At 44.7% G+C, this 16,328-nt stretch carries 13 protein-coding genes; 8 read left to right on the plus strand and 5 right to left on the minus strand.

Annotation, left to right across the window (positions count from 1 at the left end):
- The first annotated feature begins 11 nt into the window (after positions 1 to 11).
- Complete coding sequence (locus tag AB4329_RS17705; protein WP_017065604.1) at positions 12 to 1,379, plus strand: TrkH family potassium uptake protein; 1,368 nt, start codon at positions 12 to 14, stop codon at positions 1,377 to 1,379.
- Positions 1,380 to 1,477: 98 nt separating this feature from the next.
- On the opposite strand, the gene msrB is transcribed toward AB4329_RS17705, so the two are convergent.
- Complete coding sequence (gene msrB / locus AB4329_RS17710; RefSeq protein ID WP_372138923.1) at positions 1,478 to 2,620, minus strand: peptide-methionine (R)-S-oxide reductase MsrB; 1,143 nt, start codon at positions 2,618 to 2,620, stop codon at positions 1,478 to 1,480.
- Positions 2,621 to 2,820: 200 nt separating this feature from the next.
- Here msrB and AB4329_RS17715 point away from each other — a divergent pair, with 200 nt between their 5' ends.
- Positions 2,821 to 3,219, plus strand: coding sequence for an OsmC family protein (locus AB4329_RS17715; RefSeq protein WP_102321397.1), 399 nt, complete (start codon positions 2,821 to 2,823; stop codon positions 3,217 to 3,219).
- A 131-nt stretch (positions 3,220 to 3,350) separates the two neighbouring features.
- On the opposite strand, the gene AB4329_RS17720 is transcribed toward AB4329_RS17715, so the two are convergent.
- From AB4329_RS17720 to phnW, 4 genes are all read right to left on the minus strand, one after another.
- Positions 3,351 to 4,421 (minus strand): OmpA family protein, encoded by a 1,071-nt coding sequence (locus AB4329_RS17720; protein ID WP_065584561.1) that lies wholly within the window; start codon positions 4,419 to 4,421, stop codon positions 3,351 to 3,353.
- 447 nt (positions 4,422 to 4,868) lie between these two features.
- A complete protein-coding gene (gene phnX, locus AB4329_RS17725) occupies positions 4,869 to 5,687 on the minus strand; it encodes a phosphonoacetaldehyde hydrolase (RefSeq protein WP_372138925.1) in 819 nt (272 codons plus the stop codon).
- Between the two features lie 92 nt (positions 5,688 to 5,779).
- The gene (locus AB4329_RS17730) at positions 5,780 to 7,219 is read right to left on the minus strand and encodes an aspartate aminotransferase family protein (protein ID WP_372138927.1); all 1,440 of its coding nucleotides are present in this window, start codon (positions 7,217 to 7,219) and stop codon (positions 5,780 to 5,782) included.
- Entirely contained in the window at positions 7,219 to 8,322 is a 1,104-nt protein-coding gene (gene phnW / locus AB4329_RS17735) for a 2-aminoethylphosphonate--pyruvate transaminase (protein ID WP_372138929.1), read from the minus strand. The genes AB4329_RS17730 and phnW overlap by 1 nt, the downstream gene beginning before the upstream one ends.
- Positions 8,323 to 8,648: 326 nt before the next feature.
- Between phnW and AB4329_RS17740 the strand changes: the two genes are divergently transcribed.
- The 6 genes from AB4329_RS17740 (at position 8,649) to AB4329_RS17765 (ending at position 16,153) form a co-directional block, all read left to right on the plus strand.
- A complete protein-coding gene (locus tag AB4329_RS17740) occupies positions 8,649 to 9,659 on the plus strand; it encodes a putative 2-aminoethylphosphonate ABC transporter substrate-binding protein (protein WP_017104203.1) in 1,011 nt (336 codons plus the stop codon).
- Positions 9,660 to 9,850: 191 nt separating this feature from the next.
- Positions 9,851 to 11,272: an FAD-dependent oxidoreductase gene (locus AB4329_RS17745; protein ID WP_372138931.1), complete on the plus strand. Its 1,422-nt coding sequence runs from the start codon at positions 9,851 to 9,853 to the stop codon at positions 11,270 to 11,272.
- A 227-nt stretch (positions 11,273 to 11,499) separates the two neighbouring features.
- Complete coding sequence (locus AB4329_RS17750) at positions 11,500 to 12,609, plus strand: putative 2-aminoethylphosphonate ABC transporter ATP-binding protein (RefSeq protein WP_372138933.1); 1,110 nt, start codon at positions 11,500 to 11,502, stop codon at positions 12,607 to 12,609.
- 21 nt (positions 12,610 to 12,630) lie between these two features.
- Positions 12,631 to 14,340, plus strand: coding sequence for a putative 2-aminoethylphosphonate ABC transporter permease subunit (locus AB4329_RS17755; protein ID WP_372138934.1), 1,710 nt, complete (start codon positions 12,631 to 12,633; stop codon positions 14,338 to 14,340).
- 68 nt (positions 14,341 to 14,408) lie between these two features.
- Positions 14,409 to 15,113: a phosphonate utilization transcriptional regulator PhnR gene (gene phnR, locus AB4329_RS17760; protein ID WP_017064815.1), complete on the plus strand. Its 705-nt coding sequence runs from the start codon at positions 14,409 to 14,411 to the stop codon at positions 15,111 to 15,113.
- A 137-nt stretch (positions 15,114 to 15,250) separates the two neighbouring features.
- Positions 15,251 to 16,153, plus strand: coding sequence for a multidrug transporter (locus AB4329_RS17765; RefSeq protein WP_372138936.1), 903 nt, complete (start codon positions 15,251 to 15,253; stop codon positions 16,151 to 16,153).
- Positions 16,154 to 16,328 lie beyond the last annotated feature (175 nt).

A 16,328-nucleotide genomic window follows, 5' to 3' on the forward strand; every position in this document is an offset into this window, starting at 1 on the left:
AAGGTAACAGTATGAATTCGTTAAAACGAAAAGGTACTTTCTACACGCTTAAGAGTGATAAAAAGCCACGTAAAGGCTCTGAACCTAAGATTATCCTTACGAGCTTCTTAGGCGTACTTATCCCCTCTGCAATATTGTTGACGATGCCTGTATTCTCTGTGACAGGCCTAAGTTTTACGGATGCACTGTTTACAGCAACCTCGGCGATCAGTGTGACAGGATTAGGTGTTGTCGATACCGGTGAGCATTTCACCTTGGCGGGTAAAATCTTACTGATGTTCTTGATGCAAGTCGGCGGGTTAGGGCAGATGACTCTATCTGCGGTACTGCTTTACATGTTCGGTGTTAGGTTAAGCCTTAAACAACAAGCACTCGCGAAAGAAGCGCTTGGCCAAGATCGTAAGATTAACCTTCGTAAATTGGTTAAGAAGATCATCATCTTTGCATTAGTGGCTGAATTTATCGGTTTTGTATTGCTCTGCTTCCGCTGGGTACCTGAGATGGGATGGTCAACGGGCAGTTTTTATGCTCTATTTCATGCGATATCTGCATTCAATAACGCAGGTTTTGCACTGTTTTCAGACAGTATGATGAGTTTTGTTGATGATCCGCTGGTGATCTTCACCTTAGCTGGCTTGTTTATTTTCGGTGGGCTAGGCTTCACAGTCGTCGGCGACCTATCGAGTAACTGGCGTAAAGGTTTTCGACATCTTCATTTACACACCAAGATTATGCTAACCGCCACTCCGACTCTATTGTTGGTAGGTACGGTATTGTTCTGGCTGCTAGAAAGAAATAACTCAGCAACCATGGAAGGGTTATCGACTCAAGGACAGTGGCTAGCCGCATTTTTTCAGTCGGCAAGTGCTCGTACTGCTGGCTTTAATAGTGTGGATTTGTCTCAGTACACACAGCCTGCGTTGCTGGTAATGATTGTACTGATGTTGATTGGTGCAGGTTCTACCTCAACAGGTGGTGGTATTAAGGTTTCGACCTTTGCAGTAGCCTTTGTCGCAACGTGGACCTTCCTCCGTCAGAAAAAGCACGTGGTGATGTTTAAGCGCACTGTGACTTGGCAAGCGGTAACAAAGTCATTGGCCATTATTGTGGTAAGTGGGGCGTTATTAACCACCGCGATGTTTTTGTTAATGCTTACTGAAAAGGCAGCGTTTGATCGAGTCATGTTTGAGGTGATTTCTGCCTTTGCAACGGTTGGTTTAACAGCTGGCTTAACCGCAAACCTGACTGAGCCAGGTAAATACATCATGATTGTGGTTATGGTGATTGGACGTATCGGCCCCCTGACCTTGGCTTATATGCTAGCTCGTCCAGAACCTTCCTTGTTGAAATACCCTGAAGACACGGTGTTAACGGGTTAATTAGGTCCACGGGCTGATAAATAAAGCTCTGTAAATAAAAACAAAGCTAGCGATATGCTGGCTTTGTTGTCATAGGCTGATCGTTAATTGCTGAATGCCTATCCCTCAAACATCTCAACGTATTCCTCATAGCCTTCTTCTGCTAATTTATCCGCAGGGATAAAGCGCATTGCGGCTGAGTTCATGCAGTAACGTAACCCTGTTGGTTTTGGACCATCTTTGAATACATGCCCTAGGTGGGAATCGCCAAACTTACTTCGAACCTCTGTTCTTGGGTAAAGCAGCTTGTAGTCAGTAGTTGTAACGACATAAGCTTCGCTGATTGGTTGGGTGAAGCTCGGCCAACCCGTACCTGATTTGTATTTGTCTTTTGATGAGAACAAAGGCTCACCGGTAACGATATCAACATAAATACCTTCCTCTTTGTTATCCCAGTATTTGTTGTCAAATGGGCGCTCAGTAGCGTCATCTTGCGTTACATCGTACTGAAGTGCCGTTAGCTTGGCTTTGATCTCCGCGTCAGACGGCTTAACGTAGGTTTTAGCATTGGCTGTCGCATTCTTACTGTCGATGATCTGACGTAGTGTTTTAGGGTTGTCCTTTCTATCATCACCGAAGATTTTATCTAGGTACTGATCGCGGCCAGAAGCATAGCGGTAGTAGTTATAACGAACTTTACTCTTCTTGTAATAGTCTTGGTGATAGTCTTCCGCTGGCCAGAATTTTTCAAATTCAATCAGTTCTGTTTTTAGTGGTTCGCCAAAGATATTAGCTTTGTCGATTTCCATCATGAAGTTCTGAGCAACATCTTTTTGTGCTTGGTTATGATAGAAAATAGCTGGTCGATAATGACGGCCTCGGTCTACAAAAGAACCTTTGTCATCGGTTGGGTCGATGTGTCGGAAGAATTGGTCAAGAACCTGTTCGTAGCTAACCACATCAGGGTTATAGGTCACGTTGATCACTTCGATGTGACCTGACTTACCCGAAGAGACCTGTTTGTAGGTTGGGTTTTCCAGTTCACCACCAGAGTATCCAGAGATAACGTCGGTCACGCCTGTCAGTTTTTCTAGATCGGATTCTGTACACCAAAAACAACCACCAGCCAGTGTCGCGATTTCAGTTTTACCTGAACTAGCCGTTTTATCCATTGTATTGGCAGTGCCAGTCTGGCTTACAAACAGCGAAATCAGTGGTAGTGTAACCACGAGTGATACCAATATTTTAGATAATTTATTCATAGATACCTCATCTTGACGTTTTTCTCATTCGATTTTGAATGTACGAATAGAGACAGGTTTTAGATGGAAAAAATTACACTATTCATGAAAAAAATATCTCAAATAGAAAATCTTGCTCATAAATGCCGCCAGTAGTAGGGTGTAGGCATTGATATAAAATACCAAATAATGATGACGTTTTCGTACATCTAAGGAACAACATGCAAGCAGAAGTTAAATGGGTCGAAGGCTTTAAATTCCTCGGTCAATCTCAATCAGGCCATTCTATTGTTATGGATGGAAGCGGCGGTGCTACTGCGCCAAGCCCGATGGAAATGGTGTTAATGGCTGCTGGTGGCTGTAGCTCTGTTGATGTAGTGGACGGTTTGAAATCTGCGGGTCAAAGCATCACTGGTTGCAATGCAAAGCTTGAAACCAAACGTCGTGAAACAGCGCCAAAAATCTTTACTGTGATTAACATTCACTTTGAAGTGTCTGGTGACAACCTAGATCCTGAGTTAGTGGCTAAAGTATGTGCTGATTCGTTAGAAAAATACTGTTCAGTATGTCTAATGTTAGGTGCTGGCGTAGAAATGACTCACAGCTGGGAAATCGTTTAGTTTTCGGTTTGTACAGCCTAGCTTGGGGCCGGTACTTTTCGGCTTACGGCTTATTAGTAAAGACAGATACAGAAAAGGGCGGAGCACTTTGAGTGCTCCGCCCTTATTATTTCGGCTAAGGTAGAGTGCTGTTATTCAGCAGTTTCTACGATAACTTCTTCAACTTGTACTTCTTCTTGGTATTCAAAACCAGGGATCGTTGCGTCAACACGACGGTTTTGAGCACGACCTTCAGCTGTAGCGTTTGATGCAATTGGATTCTCTTCGCCTTCACCTGACGCTGTAATACGGTCTGCTTCAATGCCTTGCTCTTCGATGTATGCGGCTACAGCAGCAGCACGTTTCTTAGAGATCATTAGATTATACTCAGCTGCACCTGTTGAGTCGGTGTGACCAACAACATCAACTGATGATTGAGGGTGAGCTTTAAGTACTTCAACTAATGGCATTAATGCAATTTTACCATCTGTAGACAGTTCAGTACTGTTTGTCTCAAACATACCTTGAGAGAAGCTCTCAGTTTGCGCTTTAGTAACAACCACGGTTGTCTTCTCTTCAACAACAACTGCTGGTTCTGTGATTGGCTCAGATGGCGCTTGAGTCACTGCTACTGCAGAAGCTGTTGCAGCCGCCGCTGATGCTGTTGTGTTGCCAGTACCGAAGTTGTAGCTAACACCAACTGATAGTAGGTTCGAGTTCAGGTCTTGAACGTAGTTGTCGTCGAAATCATCAAAGTATTGGTATTCAACACGTAATGCCCAATCAGAAGATAGTTGCTTCTCTACACCGATACCAGCAGAAAGAACGACGTCATCCTCGCCACCGTGTGAAATGTAAGCAGGACCTGCTTTAAAGAATACGTCAAACTCTTGTTGTACTGCTAGGCGGTACATTGGAGTTAGCGAGATTGCGATCAGTGGATCGCTGAACGCAGCTGTTGTGCCGTTCTTTGAAAAGCTTGTCTTGTAGTCGCCAAGGAAGTCTGAGCTTAGCTCAATACCAAACTTGTCATTAAAATTGTAGCCAGAGTAGATGCCTGCACCAATTGCATCATCATCACACTTTTCACCGCTTACGCATGCGCTGTCTAGCCAGCCCACGCCCACTTTTGCACCCACGTAAGTCGTTGCAGCAATAGAAGGCGCTGCTGCTAGGCCTGAAGCGGCTACAACAGCACACATGATTTTTGACAGTTTTTTCATAATTTTTTCCTTGGATTAACTCTTATTTTTATCTGAACTTACCAGTAAAACGATCACTTATTGGGTTACGACACTGCTTATAATAAGTAAATCAAGGTGTTGGTTCAGGTGAACCTGTTTCTTTCTCAGTACTTATATTGTTAATCTGATTGCGTATTGGAGTCAATGAAATTGTTAAATATTATATATTTAAGATGCCTTTATTGTTGGTTTTATCATTTGTTGGAATGTTTATGTTTATGTTTATGTTTAAGCTATAGCCTAGCCTCGTCTATTTACCAGTGGCGCTACGGGTAATAAGTAAAAAACTTGCGCTTTATCATGCTTATAAAACAAAAATCCCCACCCAATATGTATAACTCGAATGAGTACATGATTGGATAGGGATTTGAATTGAAGCTATAGCGGTATTTTCACGTTTTACATCACGTAATAGCTCGACTTTGTTTACGGACGCTCACCAGCTAACAAACGTTTTTCAATATCTGCAATGACACCTGGTAGGTCTGCAATGGTATCGATTAGGTAGTGTGGGTTTGATTTGTTTAGCTTAACGCTTGCTTTTTCACGTGCAGCTGCAAGTGTTGTCTCGTCTGCATCTAAATATTCTTGATACGTTAAGCCTGCTTCGTTACCTGATAGTACAAGGCCTACTGTCCACATACCTGCGTTGTGACCCTCATCGATCCCCGGTGCTGCGTCGTCTACTTTTACACACGCAGCAACGCTAGTTACACCTAGATCGATTACGTTTTTAAGTGCCATAAATGGAGCAGGGCGACCGCCTTGAGGTAGGTCATCGGTTGCTACGATGTTGTCTGGGTGGTAACCGTAATCTGCAGCAGCAGGGATTAGCACATCCATCACTTCACGTGGGTAACCTGAACAAGATCCGATCTTCACGTTCTTCTCTTTTAGGTTATTGACCACTTCTATCGCATTCAAAATAGGTGCTGCGTGATCGGCTACTTTCGCTTTTTGAAGAGGCATGAATGCCGCGTAGATCGCGTCAACGTCTTCACTTGTCATTGAGCGTCCGAACTGAGCTTTCCAACGAGCGTCAACAGCAGGGATTCGACCCACCGCTTGGATGTGATCCCATTTACCGATACCCATAGGTTCACGAGCTTCAGCTAAGTCGATGTCAAAGTCGAAACCTTGTTTGAATGCTTCAACGAAGATGCTAGTTGGAGCAAACGACCCAAAATCAACGATAGTGCCGGCCCAGTCAAAGATAACCGCTTGGATAGGTGATGTCGTGTTCATAATAGTGTCCTATTTTTGTGTCACTCCCAGTTCAAAGTTCTGGGAAACAAATGGTTGTTTAAGGTTATTGGTTTAAATGTTGATTTCGAGAATTAAAGGTATTCAAAATCTTTGCAGACTTTGGCTATCGCTTTTTCGAATACAGACAGAGCGACTTCTAGCTCGCTACGGCTGATGATCAATGGTGGGCTCAATTGAATCACGTTACCTTGTGAAACCTTAAAGCTCAGGCCATCGTTCAGACATTGGTAAAGTACTGCTTCTGCTTCATCGAACGCTCGGTTTTTGGTGATATGGTCAGTGACCAATTCCACTCCCCAAAGCAGACCGATGCCGCGAACGTCACCAATGACTGGGTATTTCTCTTTCATTTGAAGCAGTTGTTCACGCACGAATGCGCTGTCCGCTTGTACTTTTTCAAGTAGATTTTCTTGCTCAATCACTTCCATCGTAGCCAGTGCCGCTGCGCAGCCAATAGGACTTTTCTCGTGGGTGTAGTGACCAAGTGATACTTGCGCTGCCGTGTTGTATTTGTCTTTAGTGACCATGGCTGCGATTGGTACTAAGCCTCCGCCAAAACCTTTACCGATACAAAGAATGTCAGGTTCGATATCAAACGCTTGGTGTGTAAACCATTCGCCGCTACGACCCATGCCATTTGGGATGTCGTCAATGATCAATATGACGTTGTGTTTGTCACAGATCTCACGAATGCGCTTCCAATAAGCCTTACTTGGCACTTGAACGTCTGTGTTACGAACCGCTTCTGCAATGAAGGCTCCAATACCGCCTTCTTTTTCAATCACGTACTCTAGGTAATCCGCATAACGCACATCACATGTGGTCTCGTTCGCATCGCCGGAGTTTTGCCCGCGAAGCGATAAAGAGTCATTAAGCGGGAAAGCACCACGATAAGAGACCGCTGGTGGAATGCGCTCTACGCCAGCCATTAATGGCCCCATGCCTTCGCGGAAACACGCTTCGCCACCTACTGAAATTGCATCGAGTGACGCGCCATGGAATGAGTCCCACAAAGACACTACTTTGAAATTGTTGGTGACATGTCGAGCAAGTTTTAGCGCCATGCCGATCACTGATGTGCCACCGGGAGCAAACAACACGCGATTCAAATCACCACCGCAGATCTGTGTGAGTTTTTCAGCGCACTGAACGGCAGTCTCATTGGTGAAGCGACGTGGTGAAAACGGTAATGACGCCATTTGCTGAGTCACTTTATTGATGATGTGTGGGTGACCATAACCTAGCTGGTGAACATTATTGCCGTGAAAGTCCATGTACTTCTTGCCCGTCGCATCTTGAATGTAGATGCCTTCAGCGGCTGTAAGTGTGTCTAGGCATGGCGTTGACATCGCTTGATGAAGAAACACGTCTGAGTCACGTTTTAACATCGCTTGAGTTGCATCATCGTTTAGCGACTCGTTCCATTTCTCACGCGCTGGTGTAGTGTTCACATCGCCTTCGCTTCGAAAGTGCGTCGCCTTCAGAACTGGTTCTGGATTGGTCGTCGTCATTATTTGATGTCCCAGTACATAGCGTTTTTCACTGCGCCAATGAGAGCTTCAATGTCTGACGGGTAAACTTCACCGATGTTACCGATTCGAAAGCAGTCTGCGTTTGAAACCTTGCCCGGGTAAATCACAAACCCTTGCTCTTTCAATCGGTCATAGAATTCCTTGAATTGGTAATCGCTATGAGTTGGAGAGTAGAAAGAGGTGATGATAGGTGAATGAAGGTCATCATTAAGCAGTGGTTCAAAACCTAGAGAACGCATGCCAGTAACCAATGTAGTTTGGTTGGTTTGGTAGCGATTGTGACGAGCTTTAATGCCGCCTTCATGTTCCAATTCAAGTAGAGCTTGGTAGAAAGCGCGCACTGTATGAGTCGGAGAGGTGAAGCGCCATTTACCATGGTTGCTTTCCATGCAGTGCCACTGGTCAAACAGGTCAAGGCTTAATGAGCGAGCTTGGCCTTTGCACTTTTCCAGTTCTGATTGCTTTGCAATAACAAAGCCGAACCCCGGTACACCTTGAATGCACTTGTTTGCTGAGCTGATCATGTAATCGATACCTAAGTCAGCAATATCCATAGGAATACCGCCAAAACTCGACATCGCATCAAGAATGACGGTTTTGTTGTGCTGTTTTGCCAATTTGGCAATCTCTTCGATTGGATTCAACATACCTGTAGTGGTCTCACAATGCACAATCGCAACGTGAGTAATATCTGAATCCATAGCCAATGCCGTTTCCATTTTGTTCAAGTCAGGCTGTGATGTTTCACCTGGGGAAACGACATGGCATGGAATGTTTAAATATTCTGCGATTTGAGCAATACGAGCACCATACGCACCGTTATCGACCACAAGAAGCTTACCGCTGTTAGAGATAACGCTACCGATTGTTGCTTCAACTGAAGCAGTGCCGCTGCCTTGCATTAATACACTTGTATATCCCGCCTGCTTAGTCGCCAAAGTAACAAGCTTGCTACGAATCACTTCAACAACGTCTTTGTTGTATTCATCATCCCAAGTACACCAGTCTTTTAGCATCGCTTGGCGAACGGTTTCAGAAGTAGATAGAGGGCCCGGTGTCAGCAGTAAGTATTCGTTTCTCATGTTCAATTCTCGTGATTTGTGTTTTGGACTATACCAGTATTTGCGATTACTTTAACAACCAATTTAAACGGTCGTAAATAGCCCAAACGTTATTTTCACAAAAGCTTCATATTCAAATTTGTCACTGGTGCTGATCAATTTTCCGATCTTTAAACTGCCATTTTTTGTTCATTTAATCGTCATAAAAGCTAGTTAGCTTAATACTCGAAATCTGGTACATACCAGTGCAAAGGTGTGTGTTAACAACCTAAATGAATTTATGGACATAGAAGCCTCTTGATGGGGCTTCTAGCTTCTAACCTTGGCATCGGGCCTGACTGGAGAAAATGATGAAAAACCGTTTTATGAAAGGATCACTTGCAGCGTTAGTAACTCTACTCGCTGGTAATGCTTATGCAGCACAGGAAGTGACGGTTTATACCGCTTTTGAAACTGACATTTTAGCGAAATACAAGAACGCATTTGAAAGTGAAAACCCAGACATCAACATCAAGTGGGTACGTGATTCAACTGGGATCATGACGGCAAAATTATTGGCCGAAAAAAACAACCCGCGTGCAGAGGTAGTTTGGGGACTTGCTGGTTCTTCAATGGCACTGCTTAAAGAAGAGGGCATCCTGAAACCTTATACGCCTCAAGGTGTAGAAGCATTACGCGCTAACCTTAACGACCCACAGTCTACTCAAGCTTGGTACGGTAATGATGCATTCTTCAATGCAGTTTGTTTCAACGAAGTGGTCGCTAAGCAATTGAACCTACCGGCACCTAAGTCTTGGGATGACCTAACGAAACCTATCTACAAGGGCCACATTGCTATGCCAAACCCAGCATCTTCTGGTACGGGCTACATGCAGGTTTCGGCTTGGTTACAAAACATGGGTGAAGACCAAGGTTGGAACTACATGCAGAAGCTAGACCAAAACATTGCTCACTACACGCACTCTGGTTCTAAGCCATGTGTTCAAGCGGGCATGGGTGAAGTCGCTATCGGTATTTCTATGGCGAGCCGTGGCGCTAAGCTGAAAACTCAAGGCGCTCCACTTTCAGTGATTACACCTGAAGGCATCGGCTGGGAATCTGAAGCGGTAGGCCTTGTTAAGCCTTCTGATGCAGCACAACGTGTTATCGATTGGTCTATTTCTAAAGCGGCAAATGAGCTTTACATCGAAATGTACCCAGTTGTTGGTCACCAAGATGTGACAGGCAAAGCAGAGAACTTCCCTAATGTAGAAAAGAACATGGCAAAAATGGACTTCGCTCGCATGGGCAGTGAACGTGCAGACGTTCTTAAAACATGGTCTGAGAAGTTTGACGCTAAATCAGAGCCAAAATCTTAATCTGCTGAGCTTTTTAGTTCATGAGCTCCTTGGTTAATTATCTACCGAGCTTATTAGACACATGGTTTATTAGATATTTGGCTTATTAGACACGTAGTCATTAGATATGCAGCTCATTAGAAGTTAGAGATCAGTAAAGGAAGGCTTCGGTCTTCCTTTTTTAGTTTTACGTCTTTAGTAAGGTACAACAAATGAAAAAGCACTACTCATATTGGTTCAAGCAAGCATTGGAGCAGGAATTTGGTAGCATCAAGGTGGGGCTAGAGTCCTCTAAACCGCTTCAAAAAGACGTTAACTGTGATATCGCCATTGTTGGCGGTGGCTATACGGGTTTATGGACGGCGATTTTAATCAAACAACAGCAACCCGAAAAGCATGTTGTCGTGATTGAAAAAGGCCTATGTGGTAGCGGTGCTTCTGGTGCGAACGGCGGTTGCATGCTGACGTGGTTAACTAAGTATCCGACGCTGAAAAAGCTCTACGGAAAAGAACAAGCGAAATGGTTGGTTAAGGAATCAGAAAAGGTCATATACGAGATCGAAGCCTTCTGTAACGAACACAAGATTGACGCGCATCTATATCGAAACGGAACTTACTACACGGCGACCAATGAAGCTCAAAAGGGTGGAATGGAGCCTGTCGTTAATGAGCTGGTTAAGCAGGGTATTAATAGCTGGAAGAAGTGTGACAATTCTTTGGCCGAGAAAGCGGGATCTGATCGCCACATTGAGGGTTACTACTCAGAAGCTGCGGGCAGTGTGCAGCCAGCGTTATTGGCTAGAGGTTTGCGCAGAGTTGCTCTCGAACTGGGTGTCGAAATTTACGAAAATACAGAGATGGCTTCTCTTGATTACGGCTTCCCAGCTCGTATCCAGACTAAGGGCGGAGCTGTGTTTGCAGACAAAGTGATCTTGGCACTCAACGCATGGATGCTCGATCACTTTAGAGAGTTCAAACGCAGCATAGTGGTTGTCTCTTCAGATATGGTGGTGACCAAGCCTATTCCAGAAAAGCTCAAGCAGTTTGGCCCAGAGAAAGGGGCGGCGGTGGTGGATTCGCGTATTTTTGTCCACTACTACCGTGACACCCAAGATGGACGACTCATGTTGGGTAAAGGCGGTAATAAGTTCTCGTTTGCCAATCAAGTTGAAAGCATGTTTAACCAAACGACCAACTACCTGCCGATTCTCAATCAATCGTTTCAAAAACTGTTCCCTAAATTGGAACAAAGTGAATTCGATTACAACTGGTCAGGAGGCTCAGATCGTTCGGTCACCGGTCTGCCATTTTTCGGTAATCTAAAAGGCCAAAGCAATATCTATTATGGGCTTGGTTACTCAGGTAATGGTGTGGCTCAAACCCGTATGGGCGGGAAGATTTTGTCAGCCATGGTACTCGATATCGACAATGCTTGGACACGAAGCGGTTTAACCAAAGGCCCGCTAGGACACTTCCCGCCAGAGCCATTCCGTTGGGTAGGTGCGATGATAGTGCGTGATGCGGTACGAAGAAAAGAGAACGCGGAAGATTCGGGTAGCACGCCATTGTGGCTAGATAAACAGTTATCCAAACTCGCAGGTGCGGCGGGCAAAGCCGACAAGGTTGAATCATAGATTAATCTAGCGTTTAAATTAGAAGTTTACATTGAGGCTCTCAGTGATTTATGGGCAAGTCACTGAGGGCTTTCAACGTTGAACTAACTTTCAATGTTGAACAAATAGCAATTTTTAATGCTTATTATATCTGCAATATAACTGTCATTTAGCTTCTATAAATTTGTCACTCAACTGCAATATTCTCAGTATAAATTTGGTATATACCATATAGAGAGTGCTGTAGTATGAGCAACCAAACTTATTTGAATATTGAAAACGTTGTAAAGCAATTTGGCCAATTTACAGCGTTAAAAGACATCTCCCTATCGATAGATAAAGGCGAGTTCGTCTGCTTCCTTGGCCCATCTGGCTGTGGAAAAACCACCTTATTACGTGCGATTGCAGGCCTAGACTTACCAACGTCAGGTTCTATTGAGCAGAACGGTAATGATACGACCTTCTTGCCACCAGAAAAGCGCGACTTTGGCATCGTGTTCCAATCTTACGCTTTGTTTCCAAATCTCACTGTGGAAGAAAACATTGCGATTGGTCTAAAAAACCAAGGCATGTCGACCAAAGAAGCCCTTGAGACGGTTGAGTCTTGGTTAGAGACGATTGGTTTACCAACGTCCGGCCAAAAGTATCCGAATCAACTGTCTGGCGGACAACAGCAGCGTGTTGCTTTGGCTCGCGCGTTAGCGTTGTCTCCAGGCTTGTTGCTACTCGATGAGCCTCTTTCTGCGTTGGATGCGAAGGTAAGAACACATCTGCGTGACGAGATCTGCCAACTGCAACGTAAGCTGGGTATCACCACTATTATGGTGACGCACGACCAAGATGAAGCCCTAACGATGGCCGACCGTATTGTCGTGATGAATCATGGTGTTATCGAGCAGGTCGGTGCTCCACAAGAGATCTACCAAAAACCTGTCAGTCGTTTTGTGGCTGAGTTTGTTGGCAGCATGAACTTCATTCAAGCTTCTGTCGCAGCGCAAGGCAAGATACGTATTGCTGAGTCGATGTTACCGTTGCCGGGTTTAGATAACCTCACGCCAAAACTTGGTGATGTTTTCGATGTTGCCGTTCGTCCAGAGCAAATCCAGTTTGTGGATCGTTTTAGTGAGTCATTACCCGTGAGAATCGTATCAAGCGAATTCTTAGGGGCGTTTTATCGTGTTGAATGTCAATTGCAACATGACTCAATGGCGAAAGAGATCATCGTTGATGTATCAGTCAAAGAGTTCAACCGATTGAAGCTGCGTCGCAGTGATATTCGTTATGTGGCGTTTGACCAAGAAGGCCTGAGAGCTTACCCATCGAAAAGCCTGCAAGTGATGAAAGACGAGGCGGCGTAAATAATCATGGAATCGACTCAAATGATGCAATCTAAGCTGCTAGTTCAACGACGAGTACAACCTTTTCTGGCTCGGTTAAGCAAAGACAACGTGATTCTATTTGGGCTGCTGGCCTTTTTGTCTGTGGTCATGACGTTGTTTATCCTGATGCCACTGTGGGCAATGTTGAAAAAGAGTGTTCAGAACGCAGACGGTGAATTTGTAGGTTTACAGAATTTCGCTACGTATTTTGCGTCTCAAAGCCTATGGCAGTCGGTAGGCAATACCTTCACGCTCGGGTTGTTAGTGACCGTTGTCGTGGGCTTCTTGGCGTTTGGTTATGCCTATGCGTTAACTCGTTCATGCATGCCTTTTAAGGGACTTTTTCAAGTACTGGGTTCTGCGCCTATTCTTGCTCCGTCACTGCTTCCTGCAATCAGTTTGATCTTCTTATTTGGCAACCAAGGTATCGCAAAAGAAGTCTTGGGTGGCAATTCGGTGTACGGCTTGATTGGTATCTCACTGGGCTTGATATTCTGGACGTTTCCACATGCCTTAATGATTTTAACTACTTCATTGAGAACCTCTGACGCTCGTCTTTATGAGGCGGCACGTGCACTCAATACTTCATCGCTAAAAACCTTCTTCATGGTGACGTTACCTGCGGCAAAATACGGTTTGATAAGTACCTTGATCGTTGTGTTTACGCTGGTGGTTTGTGATTTTGGTGTGCCAAAGGTGATTGGTGGTAGCTACAACGTTCTGTCTACCGATATCTTTAAGCAGGTAGTAGGGCAACAGAATTTCTCTATGGGCGCGGTGACTAGCATCCTATTGCTATTGCCTGCGTTGCTTGCGTTTACCGTTGACCGCTGGGTTCAAAAGAAACAAAAGAGCTTGTTTGATACTCGCTCCGTCGCTTACCAACCAGAGCCAAACACTCTACGTGATGGCGTGTGTTTACTCTATTGCACCGTAATTTCAGTGGCTGTTGTTATTGTGCTAGGCATGGCGATATACGGATCTATGGTCACTTTCTGGCCTTGGAATAAAACGCTAACGCTAAATAACTATAACTTCGCAGAGATGAGTACTTATGGTTGGACGCCATTTTTCAACTCTTTAACCCTCGGCGCTTGGACTGCGATCATCGGTACCGTATTGATTTTCTTAGGCGCGTACTGCATTGAGAAGGGCAGAGCATTTGGTCCTGTTCGTCAAGCAATGCAAATGCTCAGTGTGGTTCCGATGGCCGTTCCGGGTATGGTGTTGGGTTTGGGGTATATCTTCTACTTTAATGATTTGAGTAACCCACTCAACTTCTTGTATGGCACGATGGCGTTCTTGGTGATTAATACCGTGGTTCACTACTACACAGTCGGCCACATGACAGCGTTAACCGCATTAAAACAGCTGCCTGAGGAAATAGAAGCGACGGCGGCTTCGGTTAACCTACCGCAATACAAGCTGTTCTTTAAGGTGACGGTACCCGTTTGTCTGCCTGCGATTTTAGATATTGCGACATACCTGTTTATTAATGCACTTACCACGACATCTGCGGTAGTATTCTTGTATTCTACCGATACGATACCTGCGTCAGTTTCAGTACTGAATATGGATGATGCGGGACAAACGGGTGCAGCAGCTGCCATGGCGGTGATGATCATGATATCGGCAGCGAGCGCGAAGTTGATTCATATGTTAATCAACAAGTTATTCGAGAAGCGCACCCAAGCTTGGCGCAAACGCTAGCGAACCATTTTATATTGCAGTTGGCCAAGGAATGGCTGACGACAAGAACAAGAATAAAAGGAAATGAAGTGCAGTACGTAAAAATCAAAGACGTCATCGTAGAGCAGATAGAGTCGGGGATGTTAACACCACGACAGAAGCTGCCTGCGGAGCGCAAACTGGCTGAATCGTTTGATACAACACGAGTTACGTTACGTGAAGCCTTGTCTTCACTTGAAGCGGAAGGACGAATTTATCGAGAAGACCGACGTGGTTGGTTTATCTCTCCAGCGCCACTGCGCTACGATCCAACACAAACGCTGAACTTCACGAATATGGCTTTGTCGCAGAATCGTAAGCCGAAAACAGAGTTGGTGGCGGCGAAAGGCATTTTAGCGACCAAGGAAGCAACTAGGCTTCTTGAGCTGCAACCTTTTTCGGACGTTTATCGAGTAGACAGAGTTCGTTATCTTGAAGACAGGCCCGTTGTGTATGTGACCAACTACATTCGACCAGAGTTGTTCCCTAATTTGCTTGATTATGACTTGTCTAAATCGTTGACGGACATCTACCGTGAGCACTTTGGTGTGGTGTATCAGAAGATCCGTTATCGAGTGAGCACAACGTCTTTGCTTGGCGAAACCGCGCAAGCTCTGCGTGCGACTTCTGGTTCTCCTGCTATGGTGGTTGAGCGTGTTAATTACAATCAAGACGGTGATTTGATTGATTGCGATATTGAATATTGGCGTCATGACGCGATCAGCATCGAGTCGATCGCACAGCTAGAGCGCTAGTCATACGTTATAACGTTGGCATATCTGCAATTATGCAGGATTGCCCAATTGAAACGCTCAAAGGTCTCTTATTCGGAGGCCTTTTTTATCACCTGTTGTCAGCCGTTGTGCTAATTCATCAATAATTTAGGAATGAAATGGAATTCTCTGCGATTGTAATCGTGATCATTTCGGCTTTGCTTCACGCGGGTTGGAACGTTCTAGGTAAATCTAATCAAGGCTCGGGCTCGTCATTCTTCTTAGCCTCTGGCTTTGCCGCCGCAGCGATATTGACGCCTTACTTGATCTGGTATGTTCACAGCGTTGGACTGTCAAATATCTTACTTCCATTTTGGCAACTGGTTTTCTTGAGTGGGATCTGTCAAATCATCTATTTGATTGGGTTAGGCGCGGCCTATAAACAAGCTGATATCGGTGTGATTTACCCAATGGCACGGGCACTGCCCGTGTTGATGGTGGGTTTAGGCACGGTGTTGATAGGCTATGAATTGTCAGCGAATCAATGGATTGGGTTCACTTTAATAACCTTAGGCTGCATGTTTGTACCACTAAAGCAGTTTTCAGATCTTAGGTTAAAAGCGTATCTCAACCTCGGCGTGTTGTGGGCGTTAATCGCCGCTATTGGTACCACGGGGTATTCCATTATTGATAAAGAGGCGCTTCTACTATTAGAACCATTAAGCACATCTATTATCACAAACAAGCACACCGCGATTTTCTACCTAGGCATTCAGTTTTGGGCGATTGTGATTCCGCTGAGTGTTTGGTTATTCGTAACCAACCAAAGAATCGAGTTTACTAATGCTTGGATACTGCGAAAGAAAGCCACGCTTGCAGGCATTATGATGGCTTCGACTTATGGTTTGGTGTTGTTTGCGATGACTATGACAGAGAACGTCAGCTTGGTTGTTGCACTTAGGCAAGTAAGTATCATCTTCGGCGTAGTGATGGGGATCTACTTTTTAGAGGAAAAGTGGCACGTTACGCGTGGTGTAGGCGTCGTTTTTATCATTGCTGGCTTAGTTATCTCACTGACTTAAAAAGAAATTAAATCCTACCTCCAACCTATAATGTGACTTTTCAGTCGCATTTTTCTTATTGATAGCAAACGTTTTACTAATGTTAAAGATGTGATCCTTCTCATAGACAAAGCTGTAAAGTTACCGGTAACATCCACCTCAACGTTACCGGTAACATATAATTACAAACCGGACT

Source organism: Vibrio sp. 10N.261.54.A5, assembly GCF_041471145.1.
Taxonomy (GTDB): domain Bacteria; phylum Pseudomonadota; class Gammaproteobacteria; order Enterobacterales; family Vibrionaceae; genus Vibrio; species Vibrio crassostreae_C.

What these genes read in the sequence shown, in the direction of transcription:
- AB4329_RS17705 (WP_017065604.1), top strand. Translation starts at nt 12, where the DNA reads ATGAATTCGTTAAAACGAAAAGGTACTTTCTACACGCTTAAGAGTGAT.
- msrB (WP_372138923.1), bottom strand. Translation starts at nt 2,620, where the DNA reads ATGAATAAATTATCTAAAATATTGGTATCACTCGTGGTTACACTACCA.
- AB4329_RS17715 (WP_102321397.1), top strand. Translation starts at nt 2,821, where the DNA reads ATGCAAGCAGAAGTTAAATGGGTCGAAGGCTTTAAATTCCTCGGTCAA.
- AB4329_RS17720 (WP_065584561.1), bottom strand. Translation starts at nt 4,421, where the DNA reads ATGAAAAAACTGTCAAAAATCATGTGTGCTGTTGTAGCCGCTTCAGGC.
- phnX (WP_372138925.1), bottom strand. Translation starts at nt 5,687, where the DNA reads ATGAACACGACATCACCTATCCAAGCGGTTATCTTTGACTGGGCCGGC.
- AB4329_RS17730 (WP_372138927.1), bottom strand. Translation starts at nt 7,219, where the DNA reads ATGACGACGACCAATCCAGAACCAGTTCTGAAGGCGACGCACTTTCGA.
- phnW (WP_372138929.1), bottom strand. Translation starts at nt 8,322, where the DNA reads ATGAGAAACGAATACTTACTGCTGACACCGGGCCCTCTATCTACTTCT.
- AB4329_RS17740 (WP_017104203.1), top strand. Translation starts at nt 8,649, where the DNA reads ATGATGAAAAACCGTTTTATGAAAGGATCACTTGCAGCGTTAGTAACT.
- AB4329_RS17745 (WP_372138931.1), top strand. Translation starts at nt 9,851, where the DNA reads ATGAAAAAGCACTACTCATATTGGTTCAAGCAAGCATTGGAGCAGGAA.
- AB4329_RS17750 (WP_372138933.1), top strand. Translation starts at nt 11,500, where the DNA reads ATGAGCAACCAAACTTATTTGAATATTGAAAACGTTGTAAAGCAATTT.
- AB4329_RS17755 (WP_372138934.1), top strand. Translation starts at nt 12,631, where the DNA reads ATGATGCAATCTAAGCTGCTAGTTCAACGACGAGTACAACCTTTTCTG.
- AB4329_RS17765 (WP_372138936.1), top strand. Translation starts at nt 15,251, where the DNA reads ATGGAATTCTCTGCGATTGTAATCGTGATCATTTCGGCTTTGCTTCAC.